12 protein-coding genes and 1 riboswitch are annotated in these 12,517 nt (G+C 31.2%); of the genes, 6 read left to right on the forward strand and 6 right to left on the reverse strand.

All coding sequences use genetic code 11. The annotated features are described in order from the left end of the window. Nucleotides 1–107: 107 nt before the first annotated feature. On the forward strand, nucleotides 108–1,037 hold the full coding sequence (gene sagB, locus CD111_RS06870; RefSeq protein WP_095087304.1) for a peptidoglycan release complex glucosaminidase SagB: 930 nt from the start codon (nucleotides 108–110) through the stop codon (nucleotides 1,035–1,037). Nucleotides 1,038–1,125: 88 nt separating this feature from the next. On the opposite strand, the gene CD111_RS06875 is transcribed toward sagB, so the two are convergent. The 5 genes from CD111_RS06875 to CD111_RS06895 form a co-directional block, all read right to left on the reverse strand. Continuing rightward, nucleotides 1,126–1,923 carry a DUF6612 family protein gene (locus CD111_RS06875; RefSeq protein ID WP_095087307.1) on the reverse strand — a complete coding sequence of 266 codons (798 nt, stop codon included), beginning with the start codon at nucleotides 1,921–1,923 and terminating at the stop codon, nucleotides 1,126–1,128. A gap of 166 nt (nucleotides 1,924–2,089) precedes the next feature. Continuing rightward, on the reverse strand, nucleotides 2,090–2,779 hold the full coding sequence (locus CD111_RS06880) for an ABC transporter permease (RefSeq protein ID WP_095087311.1): 690 nt from the start codon (nucleotides 2,777–2,779) through the stop codon (nucleotides 2,090–2,092). A gap of 1 nt (nucleotide 2,780) precedes the next feature. Continuing rightward, on the reverse strand, nucleotides 2,781–3,731 hold the full coding sequence (locus CD111_RS06885) for an osmoprotectant ABC transporter substrate-binding protein (protein WP_095087316.1): 951 nt from the start codon (nucleotides 3,729–3,731) through the stop codon (nucleotides 2,781–2,783). 15 nt (nucleotides 3,732–3,746) lie between these two features. Continuing rightward, on the reverse strand, nucleotides 3,747–4,382 hold the full coding sequence (locus tag CD111_RS06890; protein ID WP_095087320.1) for an ABC transporter permease: 636 nt from the start codon (nucleotides 4,380–4,382) through the stop codon (nucleotides 3,747–3,749). 13 nt (nucleotides 4,383–4,395) lie between these two features. Beyond that, a complete protein-coding gene (locus tag CD111_RS06895; RefSeq protein WP_095087327.1) occupies nucleotides 4,396–5,544 on the reverse strand; it encodes a betaine/proline/choline family ABC transporter ATP-binding protein in 1,149 nt (382 codons plus the stop codon). A 328-nt stretch (nucleotides 5,545–5,872) separates the two neighbouring features. On the opposite strand from CD111_RS06895, the gene CD111_RS06900 reads away from it, so the two are divergent. From CD111_RS06900 to ribH, 5 genes are all read left to right on the forward strand, one after another. Next, entirely contained in the window at nucleotides 5,873–7,393 is a 1,521-nt protein-coding gene (locus CD111_RS06900; RefSeq protein ID WP_095087329.1) for an FAD/NAD(P)-binding protein, read from the forward strand. A gap of 84 nt (nucleotides 7,394–7,477) precedes the next feature. After that, a riboswitch (FMN riboswitch) is annotated at nucleotides 7,478–7,611 on the forward strand. Between the two features lie 140 nt (nucleotides 7,612–7,751). Beyond that, nucleotides 7,752–8,795, forward strand: a complete 1,044-nt coding sequence (gene ribD, locus CD111_RS06905) for a bifunctional diaminohydroxyphosphoribosylaminopyrimidine deaminase/5-amino-6-(5-phosphoribosylamino)uracil reductase RibD (RefSeq protein WP_095087332.1) — start codon at nucleotides 7,752–7,754, stop codon at nucleotides 8,793–8,795. Nucleotides 8,796–8,802: 7 nt separating this feature from the next. Next, nucleotides 8,803–9,435 (forward strand): riboflavin synthase, encoded by a 633-nt coding sequence (locus tag CD111_RS06910; RefSeq protein WP_095087334.1) that lies wholly within the window; start codon nucleotides 8,803–8,805, stop codon nucleotides 9,433–9,435. 12 nt (nucleotides 9,436–9,447) lie between these two features. Beyond that, nucleotides 9,448–10,620, forward strand: coding sequence for a 3,4-dihydroxy-2-butanone-4-phosphate synthase (gene ribB / locus CD111_RS06915; protein ID WP_095087336.1), 1,173 nt, complete (start codon nucleotides 9,448–9,450; stop codon nucleotides 10,618–10,620). 20 nt (nucleotides 10,621–10,640) lie between these two features. Continuing rightward, nucleotides 10,641–11,111 (forward strand): 6,7-dimethyl-8-ribityllumazine synthase, encoded by a 471-nt coding sequence (gene ribH, locus CD111_RS06920; protein WP_095087338.1) that lies wholly within the window; start codon nucleotides 10,641–10,643, stop codon nucleotides 11,109–11,111. Nucleotides 11,112–11,190: 79 nt separating this feature from the next. Here the strand turns inward: ribH and CD111_RS06925 are convergent, their stop codons facing one another. Next, entirely contained in the window at nucleotides 11,191–12,195 is a 1,005-nt protein-coding gene (locus tag CD111_RS06925) for a proline dehydrogenase family protein (RefSeq protein ID WP_095087340.1), read from the reverse strand. Nucleotides 12,196–12,517 lie beyond the last annotated feature (322 nt).

Here is a 12,517-nt window from a genome sequence, read left to right on the forward strand (position 1 = left end):
GAATAATGTGGAGTATTCCTATAAAATATAAGAAGTAATCAATTTTTTGAAACTGTAAGAAAAAGTAAATTGATTCAGAATAGCTTTATTAACTTAGAGGTGAAATAATGAAAAACGCCAGGCTAGAATCATTTAAAAATATATTTGTATTATTACTTGTCTTAGCAATAATTCTTGGCCTGTTCTATTATTTGATTACAAATCATTTAAAATTCTATGAAGTGAATAAACAAGAAGAAGATGTTGAAGTTCCTTTAACACTTGACAAGGCAGTTGAAAAACAATATAAGAATGATACTAAAATGCAAATCGCAACAGAGTCAGGTAACTGGAAAGATGCAACAAGAAATGAAATTCGCGATGTTATGGATGTAGAAAAAATACTTACAAATAAAAAACAAGTTTATCAATTTTTAAATTTATCTGAATATCAAGGAATTGATGAAAAACGTATACATCATATGTTACGAAAAAAAGAAATACTAGAAAAATATACATCTCAATTTATTAACGCCGCAAAGAAAGAACATGTTAATGAAGTATATTTAATCAGTCATGCAATATTAGAGACAGGTAATAACAAAAGTAAACTCGCTAATGGCGTCATGCTTACTGATAAAGGAAAAGTAGCACATTCTAAATCAGAATCTGACGGTAAGAAATATTATAATTTTTATGGTGTAGGTGCTTTAGATGAAGACCCAATTGGTACAGGTGCAAGATATGCCAAGAAACAAGGTTGGGATTCTCCTAAGAAAGCTATCACTGGTGGAGCGAAGTTTATACATGATCATTACTTATCAAATCCTGAACAAAACACGCTATATAGCATGAGATGGAATCCAGAAAAGCCAGGTGTACATCAATATGCAACGGATATTAAATGGGCTCAAAGTAATGCTAGGATAATAGCTGATTTTTATGAAGAATTGAAAACTGAAGGAAAATATTATACTGTTTATAAATATGAAGATACGGATAATACGTTATCAGTTGAAGCATTAGATAAGAAACACGACAAACAAAATAACAAATAATTCCAGAAAAATCCCCCTAATCAAATGAGTTAAATTGATTAGGGGGATTTATTTAACTTAAGCATTTCATGTCTTAAGTTGTTTTCTATTATGATGCTTGTTGAGAACTACTTTCTGATGAAGAATCTTTTTGCATATCTTCTATTTTCTTAGCATTTTTCGCTTCATCAGGTAATTTAATTTCATCAACTTTATTTATTTTGTTATAAGTTACATCAGTTTTCATGTTTGCAGTTTTATCATCTTTAGTTAATTTTGCATTAAGTTTATAAGATTTGATTTGATTATCTTTGTTCACTTTTAATACTGCATTACCAGTAATTTTATCAACTTGAGATTTAAATTGTTTAAGTTGATCTTTATTACCAGATGCATTTGCTAACTTAGTAAAGTCTTCTTTGTTTTTGATTTTATATGTTAATTCATAACCATCGTCAACTTTCTTAGCTTTCGCATCTTCAAATGGTTTTAATGTCTTAGCATATTTTTCATAGTTTAATTGTTTCAATGAACTATCAATGTCCATATTTTCTACTTGTGAAGATAAATCAATCCATTGACCATTAGCTTTTGCTACCATTTTTTTGCCTTGAACATAGATTGTCATTTTTTGGTCAGCTTGGTCCATTTGTAATTTTGCAGTTTCTTTTTCATCAACATCCATACCAACTTTAACTTTTTGGCTTTGCTCACCTTTAGCTGATACGTCTATTTTATTATCTGTATGGTAGCTTTTTACATCTTTAGCGTTACTTTGTAAATCTTTAACGACTTGGCTAGAACTTTTAGTGTCTTCTTTTTTGGCACTATTATCTCCACCATTACCACATGCACCTAATAGCAGGGTAGATGATAAGAATAGACTTCCTAATACTCTAAATTTCATATAACTGCCTCCTTTGTTTTTTTAATATTAACATTAAATATTTATTAATTGCAAAAGTTAGTATACTCAAATTAATACAGATATAATTTATTTTGCTTTTTTCTTAGGTAAAATGAGTATTACTGCAATAACTGAGACAATTAGTTTAACGAAAAATTTCATCTTATCACTCCGAAAGTGTTTGTATTTTAGGGCCTTCTTGATTTTTCTTTGTTGGATCTAGCTTACGTTCTATAAATCCTAACACAATATCACTTAACACTGCTAGTAATGCGGTAGGAATTGCACCAGCTAATATTAAAGAAGTACCATCTGTAGCATTTGTACCTCTAATAATGATATCACCAAGTGTTGATGAACCAATAAATGAACCTATAGCTGTAACACCGATTGCAATAACGAATGCGATTCTTATGCCACCAATCATTACGGATAATGATAGTGGAAGTTCAACCATCGTTAAAATTTGCTTGGTTGTCATCCCCATACCTTTACCGGCATCTTTAATTCCTGTATCTACACTTTGAATACCTGTGTACGTATTTTTGATGATTGGTAATAGGGCATATAAGAATACAGTCATAACTACAGTATTTGCACCAAGACCCATTACGAGCATTAAGATTGCTAACAATGCTAATGCAGGGATCGTTTGTATGATGTTGGCAATCGAGATAACGTATCCAGAAAGTTTAGAATACCTCGCAATAAATATACCAACAGGTATGCCAATAATTACAGCAAATAAAACACCATAAACTGAAATAAGTAAATGATTTAAAAACAATTGAAAGATATAACCGCCATTTGTTGAGTAGTAATCTATTATTTGTGACCATAAATTTTCATTTACCAAATTATTCACCATCCTTTTCATTATCAAAATAATTATGTTTCTCAAGGAATTCTTTAGCGACAACTGCAGGTTCTTTTAGATCATTATCAGCTTGATAATTTAATTTCTGCATTTGTTTTGTTGAAATTTTACCTTGTAATTTTGTCATTGCTTTATCTACATATGGTTTTTCTTTAATTAAAGAGTTATTAACCAACGGACTAGCATCATAAGGAGGGAAGAAGTTTAAGTCGTCTTTAAGTACGACTAAATCATAACTTGCAATCCTGCCGTCCGTTGTATATCCAAGTACGACATCCATTTTTCCGTTGTGTAAGGCATCGTATACTAATCCTATTTGCATAGGACGCGTACGCTTGAAATCATAACCATATTTTTCTTTGAAAGCAGGATAACCGTCTCCGGCACGTTTCATCCATGAGGAGTCGACACCAGCTTCTAATTTATTAGCTACTTTCTTCATATCTGAAACAGTTTTTAAGTTATATTTCTGAGCTGTTTCTTTTGTAACCATCATGGCGTAAGTATTTTCAAATCCATATGATTCATACCACTTTTGTTTGTAATCTTTATTAAATGCTTTTTTAACAACTTTAAATGCTTTATTTGGATTTGTAATAGGATCCATACCTAAAGCACCAGTCAAGTCTGTACCAGTATATCTGGCACTTGATATGTTTATATCTCCAGTTTTTTGAGCATTAAAGGTTACAGTAGATGAACCTAAGTTATTGATGAGTTGGATGTTCTTCTCATCAATGTTCTTTTTCTTCGCTTCATGTTCTATCATTAATTTATCCATGTGTCCCATTATTTGAGACTCACTTGTATTTTGCATTCCGATTTTTATTGAATTCTTATCACCAGATGCTCCAAGAAAGGGTAGGGAACACCCAGAAGTTATTAAGGTTAAAATAAAGAGCGGAATTAACAATTTAAAGTATTTTTTCATATTATAATTGTCCTCCTATCTTGAGACCTTTAAGCCTTTTGGTGTTACCCAATTTTCTACTTTAGAAAGTACGAAGTCCATTAATAGTGCGATTAACGTAACACTTATTGCACCACCGATAATTAAATCAGGTTGGTATAAATTTAGTCCGTTGAATATAAAGTCACCTAAACCACCAGCGCCAATAAAACTAGCAAGCGTTGCCCAACTTATAGCATAGACACTTGAAAGTCTAACACCACTCATAATGACTGATATTGCTAATGGTAATTCAATCATGAACATCTCTTGGAATTTTGTCATCCCCATACTTAGACCAGCACCTTTAACATTTTTATCAACGTTATTAATGCCGATGTACGTGTTATTTAAGATGGGTAATAATATATAAATAAATAAAGCTAAAATTGCAGGTAACTTACCAACGCCTAAAAATGGAATCATTAAGGCAAGCACTGCTAATGATGGAACAGTTTGAAGAACACTAGCTATAGATAATACAATTTTCGCAATACGATTCGTTCTAGTTAATAAGATACCTAAAGGAATTGCGACAATCATTGCTAGTAATAAAGCAAATAGTGAAATATAGAAGTGTTCTAATGTTTTTTGTATTAATTCATTACCGTTAACTTGTAAAAATTCAATCACATTCATTCACTCCTTATTTTAATTCGCTATTTTCTAAAGAATCATCTGGTTGACCCCAAATGGAATCATAAACAATATCTACTAAGTTTGCTCTAGTTATAAGTCCTTTAATTTGATAATTTTCATCAACTACTGGAATTAATCTGACATTTCTTTTAAGAATCGTTCTGACAGAATCTTGTAGCATTGTTCCTGTTTTTACTGTGTAAATATCTCTATGCATGATATCGATTAAATCGCTACCTTTACGGTAACCTTCATTTAAATCTTCAACATCGATATAGCCAACTAATTTATTTTTTTGATTCGTAATAAATAATGTATCGACACGTCTGTCGCGCATAATTGTTACAGCTTCATCAATTGTTTTTTCAGATGTGATAGAAATTGGCTTAATCATAGCATCATCAACAATTCTTAAATTTGGTCTATCTTGAATAAGTCTATTCTGACCAATAAAGTCACGAACAAAATCATTTGCTGGATTTTTAAGAATATTGTTAGGGGAATCAAATTGAACGATTTCGCCTTTTGACATAATGCAAATTCTATCTGCTAATTTAATAGCCTCATCCATATCATGCGTTACAAATATAATAGTTTTACCTAATTTTTGTTGTAGTGTTTTTACAAGGTCTTGGAGTGTGTCTCTCGTGATGGGGTCTAATGCGCCAAATGGTTCATCCATTAAGATAATATCTTGATCTGCAGCAAGTGCTCTTACAACACCAATACGCTGTTGTTGTCCACCTGATAATTGTGAAGGGTATAAATCTAAATAAGATTCAGGTAAGTCAACTAATTTAATTAATTCTTTAGCTTTTTTTTCCTTTTCTTCTTTAGACCATTTAAGTAGTTTTGGTACTAATACGATGTTCTCTCTTATTGTCATATGTGGCATCAAGCCAATTTGTTGTATGACATAACCAATGTTTCTTCTTAATGTGACCGGATTCATCTTTCTCAAATCTTTACCATCAAGGGTTATCGTTCCACTAGTTGCTTCAATCATTCGATTGATCATTCTTAGAGCAGTGGTTTTCCCACTACCACTTGTCCCGATAAACGCTATAAATTCACCCGAATTAATTTCCATGTTAATACTATCTACGGCTTTTTTACCGCCACGATACACTTTTGTTAAATCTTGTATTGATAACATATTATGTCTCCTTTATTTAATTTTGTATTTAAACACGTATATTATTATAGCATATTAGTTGCATATTTATAAAATTAACATTGATTAAAGACTTGTATATCATCTTTTTAATTTGATATTTAATTAACGTAGGAAATTAGATGATTCATGGAAAAATGCGTGTTTATATACACGTGTGTACAATTTAGTGGAATGTTATATGTAAAATATTGGGTACACATTTTTTGCATAAAATCATTTTATAAAAGTAAAAACTTCATAAAAGGGTATAATAAGAAAAATGAAAGCAATCGACTTGTTTTAAATCGTCAAATTGGAGGGATTAAGATTGAAAGTAGCAATTATTGGAATGGGTACTGCAGGTGTGAGTACATTAAATCAATTGAGTAAACATAAGCATTTTAAAGATATTACGGTCGATATTTTTGATAGTGCTGAAGATATGGGGATGGGGAAACCATTTCAGAATGATAGTGACCGACTACTCATAAATTTACCAGCTAAAGAAATGTCTTTAGACCCAGATGATGAGAAAGATTTTAAGAAATGGTATAAAAATAATGCTACGTTCGATTATGGCAAAGCTAAATATTTACCGAGACTTGTCTTTGGACATTATATGAAAAGTATCTTGCAAAATCTTGTGAAGCGTCATGATAATATTTTTGTCCATAATTATAAAGTTGAAAGTTGTTATGTCGAAGAAATTCGTGATGAACGCGGTCAATATAAGATAGATGTTTGTTATATTGAAGATGAAGAAGCGGTTTGCCAGAAATATGACTATGTCTTTATAACGATTGGTACACTTCCGTATAAAGATCCTTATCAGTTATCTGGTTTGAAAGGATATATTGAATCACCATATCCTACAACGCATGCCTTAAAGGAAGTTAAACAAAATGATGATATCGCAATAATTGGAACAGGGCTAAGTGCAGTCGACGTCATAAGATTTGTTATGGAAAATCATAAACAATTACCAATAGTCGTAACATCTAGACATGCGCAATTTCCAACAGTCCGTGGTAAGAAACATAACATTAAACTTAAATACCTCTGTAATAAAGAAGTTGAGAAATTAATGAAATACCATAAAGGAATTGCACCTTTAAAAGAAATTGAAAAATTATTTAAACGCGAATGTGAATATCAAAATATTAACTTAAAGAAAATGCTCAATAGATTTAAAGCGGATAATGTATATAATTTGAAATACGATTTGAAACATGAAGATGAAGTAGGACACTTTCAATCATTTGTAGAAGAAGTAAAACATCACATGATTCCAATTTGGAATGCAATGACGATGAATGATAAGACGGAATTTATAAATAAATATGGACATCATTTTAAACGAAATGCAAACCCAATGCCTCAATCATCTGCGAAACAATTAATCGAATGGATTGAAAATGGCGATATTATTGTTAAAGAGGGACTGACAAATATTCGTAAATATTATGGTAAATTTAGATTGAAATATGACAATGATAAATATGAATATAGTTTTCATTACATCATTAATGCGACAGGACCTAAAAAATTTCTATCTGAATTAGATGAACATGAACATTTTATTAAAGGGTTAGAGAATAAACAAATTGTTGCACCACATCCTTTTGGTGGTATTTTAGTATTACCATATTCTAATGAAGTAATTAGTCCTAAATTTGGTACAATGCCTAATTTAAAAGTTATTGGACAATTAACGAGTGGTGTGAATTTTGATGTTAATGGTGTTTCCTTATTAGTCGATCAATCTGTAAATGCGGTAAACGATTTATACATTGAACTTAAAGAACGACGTAAAAAGAAAAAATCAAAATCAAAAAATAAAAGTAAGTGAATAGACAATAAGATTGATTTGTAATTCATAGTTAAATGGTATAGAATATGGTCATCAGTGATAACTGATGTATATAATTTAATAATATTCTTTCGGGGCAGGGTGAAATTCCCAACCGGCGGTAAATTAAGCCCGCGACCTGCATGCGTTTTATAGTATGTGGCTGATTCAGTGTAAATCTGAAGCCGACAGTATAGTCTGGATGGGAGAAAGAATAGATAAGCGTATTATTTACGCTTATTTGACATACAAAAATATCAATGCCTTCTAATAGAAAGGCTTATTTCTTGATACGTTTTTACTCCCAAGACACCGAAATCTTAATTTTGGTGTCTTTTTTTATTTAGGAGGAAGCGCAATGAATCAATTTTTAGAATTTGCAATAGACTTAGCAGAAAAATTACAAGGACAAACAAGTACAAATCCGTCTGTAGGTGCTGTAATTGTTAAAGAAGATCGAATCGTTGGTTTTGGAGCGCACTTAAAAAAGGGTGAGGCTCATGCTGAGATACAAGCATTAAAAATGGCAGGAGAAGAAGCGAAAGGCGCTACAATTTATGTATCTTTAGAACCTTGTTCGCACTACGGTATGACACCGCCTTGTTCGAAATCGATTATAGATCATGAAATAAATGCAGTAGTTTATGCTGTGAAAGATCGTTCTTTAAATAAAAGTGGTCATGATATGTTAGTTGAAGCTGGTATTTCTGTAACACATAGCCCGTCAACAAGGGCAGAGCAATTGTATGAATCATTTTTTGTACAACAAGAATTAGAAATGCCTTTTGTAACTTTAAAAGTTTCTACAAGTCTTGACGGTAAAGTTGCTACTGATACTCAAGAAAGTAAATGGATAACAGGCAAAGACGTTAAACAAGATGTCTTAAAGTTAAGAAGTAACCACGATGCCATCATAACTGGCGGAGAAACAGTTCGTAAAGATAATCCTTTGTTAACATCTAGAACAGAAAGTTATAGAGAACCTCAAAGAGTTGTCTTAACACGGAAATCTCATTTTGTAGAAAGTTTAGATATATTTAATGATGAACAAAAGCCAGTCATCATCATAACTGACCAATCAAATTTTAAAATAACTAAAAATCAAAATATTAAACTTAAAAAATTAGATGAATTAAATTTAAAAGCAGCTCTACATTACTTATATACGGAAGGCTATTCTAATGTCATGGTTGAAGCTGGCCCAAACCTTATAAGTCAATTTATAGAGCAAAATTTAGTAGACCAACTTATTATTTATCAAGCCCCGAAAATGATTGGTGGTCAAGGCAAATATCAATATTATCAAACACATGATGTTTATCCTTTATCCGAAGCTAAACAATTTAAAATTATATCAACAGATATCATTGGTGAAGATGTCAAAATTGTTTTAAGAAAGTAGTGAGTTAATGTTTACAGGTATTATCGAAACTGTAGGTACGATTATAAATGTAAAATCAACAAGTGGCGTGAAATCAATGCAGATTCATGCGCCTGAAATTACAGATGATTTAAAACTAGGAGATTCAGTAAGTGTTAATGGCGTTTGTTTAACTGTGACTGAGAAACAAGAAACAAGTTTTAAAGTGGAAGTTATTACAGGGACTATATCCGTAACTTACTTGGATACAATTTCAATTAATGATCAAGTTAATTTAGAAAGAGCGATGCTTGCTGGAGGTCGCTTTGGAGGTCACTTTGTTAGTGGTCACGTTGATGGTAAAGGAAATATAAAGCGTATTTCAAAGAAAAAAGATGAATGGATAGTAGAAATTGCTGTAGACAAATCGTTACTCAATCAAATGATTAGTAAGGGATCAGTTACAGTAGATGGCATTAGCTTAACAATCTTTAATTTAAATGATCGTTCTTTTGAAATTCATTTAATTCCGGAAACGAGAAATAGGACAATCTTTGCAAACAAGAAACAAGGCGACCATGTTCATGTTGAGACCGATTTATTATTTAAATATGTAGAGAAAATTACAAATCAAAGTAAAGATGGTATTTCTCAAGAGAAGTTACTAAAACTAGGATTTTAGGAGGTAACATATATGTTCGATACAATTGAAGAAGCAATATTAGAATTGAAACAAGGTAAACCTATTATCGTAGTTGATGATGAAAATAGAGAAAACGAAGGTGACCTAGTAGCGGTTTCTGAATATTTAGAAGCGGATACGATTAATTTTATGGCTAAATTTGCTAGAGGTTTAATATGTTCACCCATAAGTGCAGAAATAGCTGAACAATTAGATTTAGGATTAATGACAGAAACAAATGATAAATACAAAACAGCTTTTACTGTAAGTGTGGATCATAAATCTTCCACAACAGGCATTAGCGCATTTGAACGTACAAATACAATTAAAGGGCTCATTAATGAAGAATCAAGTGCAGCCTTTGTAAAGCCAGGTCATATTTTTCCATTAATAGCTAAGGATAATGGTGTATTAACGAGAACTGGACATACGGAAGCATGCGTAGATTTAGCAAGATTAACTGGTGCTAAGCCTGCTGGTGCTATTTGTGAAATTATGAATGATGACGGCACGATGTCAAATAGAGATGAATTGTACCAATTTAAATTAGAACATCAATTAAAAATGATTACGATAGATGAACTCGTCAAATATAGAAAAAAACATGACAATATTATTCAATTAGAATCTAAAGTTAACTTACCAACTACATTTGGAGAATTTGAAATGTATGGATTTACATCTAAATTAGATGATAAAGAATACTTAGCGATTACATCTGGTGAATTAACCAACCATACTAATGTGAGAATTCATTCGGAATGTTTAACAGGCGATGTGTTTCATAGTTCAAGATGTGACTGTGGGGAACAACTAGATTATTCCTTAAAGTTTATAAAAGAACATGGAGGTATCATCTTGTATTTACCTCAAGAAGGTAGAGGTATTGGCTTGTTAAATAAACTTAAAGCATATGAATTAATTGAACAAGGCCATGATACCATTAGTGCCAATAAAGCATTAGGCTTTGATGCAGATTTAAGAGATTATACAGAAGCGAGTCATATATTAAAATATTTTAATATCCATGATATTAATTTAATAAGCAATAATCCAGATAAATTTCAGCAATTAAAAGATTTAGGAATAAATATTACGAATAGAATCCCAATTGTAATACATCCTAACGATAATAATTCTGAATATATGCTTACAAAAAAAGAACAGATGGGTCATTTACTATAAATAGAATGGAGCAATGAATCATGAATTTTGAAGGAAAAATGATAGGTACAGATTTGAAAGTAGCAATAGTAGTAAGTAGATTTAATGATTTTATAACAGGGCGATTATTAGACGGGGCAAAAGATACCCTCATAAGACATGATGTAGAAGAAGAACATATCCATGTTGCATATGTTCCTGGCGCATTTGAAATCCCACTCGTTGCTAAAAAACTAGCACAATCAGGTAAATACGATGCAGTCATTACATTAGGATGTGTCATAAGAGGTGCAACAACACATTACGACTATGTATGTAATGAAGTAGCAAAAGGCGTTTCTAAAGTAAACGAAATTGCAGATGTACCTGTAATATTTGGCGTAGTTACAACAGAAACGATTGAGCAAGCAATAGAAAGAGCAGGAACAAAAGCAGGTAACAAAGGCGGAGAAGCGGCAACCGCAGCTATAGAAATGGCTAATTTATTAAAAAATATCGAAGAAACGATATAAAATTAATATTCAATTCAATAAATTAAAAGGAGTAGAACAGAAATCTTTAAAATTGATTTCCGTTCTACTCCTTTTGTAGTTAATTTTTCTTAAATAATTTTGAAGCACCAATTGCTAATAAAGATGCTGCGCCTATAATACCAGCACCTACTGCAATTTTTTCTTTATTTTTCTTATTGAAAATATCAAGTAAAATAAGGTTAAGATTTTGAGGTCTTTCAGCTAAACGACGCATAAAATAACCGAACCAATCTTCTCCGAATGGTACATACATTGTGAAATTATAGCCTTCCCCAGCTAGTTCATATGCATAATCTGTTCTAAAGCCATATAACATTTGAAATTCAAATTGATCGTTACTGATATGATGATCTTTAACGAATTGTTTTACATGATTAATAATATTATGGTCGTGTGTTGCGATTGAAGTAAATGCATTTGATGTTAATAATCTATGCTCGATTAATTTAATATAGTTAGAATCGATTTCTTCTTTTGTTTGAAATGCTACATTAGGACCTTCTTTATATGCGCCTTTAACTAATCTAAGTCTAACATCTTGATATTTATTCATAATATTCATTGCATCATATAAGTATGCTTGAATAACAGTTCCGACATTTTTGAATTCACCTTTAAGTCGGTCTAAAGTTTCTGTTATACCAACTAAATCCTCGTACTTTTCGGCATCAATATTAACAAATGTATTCCCGTATTCATGTGCTTTTAGTAATATTTCCCTTGTGTTTTTGTAAGCAAATTCTTTGTCTATATTAATTCCTAATTGAGTTAATTTGATTGAAACATGAGCATCAATATTAGCATTATAATTTCTGCGCATAATTTCAACAATATTTTGTTGAGCTTCCAATGCTTCATGTCTAGTTGTAACGAATTCGCCTAAATTATCTAACGTACATGAAATACCCCTCATATTTAATCTTTCTACTGTATCGATTGTTGAATCAATATCAACGCCCGCTACGACCTTTTTTGCACCAAGTGCAGGACCCATTTTCTTAGCAGATTCATTCATGAATTTATTGTTAGATAACGCGATAAAAAAATCTTTAACGACAGGCATAGCAAGTCCTCCTTATATATATACAATTTCTTATATCTTATCACGTTAACATTAAATAAGTTAAGCGTTTTCATTTTAAATATAATGTAATTTATTACGCAAAATGTAATTTGACACAAAAAAAGAACTCCCTATTAGGAGTTTAGTCAATTGCTTCAACTGAGATAGGTTCACAAGCAAAGCTTACTGCTTGAGGTAGTAGTGTTATGAGGAGAAATGAAATTATAATTTTTTTAAAGAATTGCATGTATCATACTCCTTTAAAGTATGTCTTCTATTACATTTTTAATGTACCATTCTAATATGAATGTATTGCTAATAT

The organism is Mammaliicoccus stepanovicii, from assembly GCF_002902525.1.
In the GTDB taxonomy this organism is placed as follows: Bacteria; Bacillota; Bacilli; order Staphylococcales; family Staphylococcaceae; genus Mammaliicoccus; species Mammaliicoccus stepanovicii.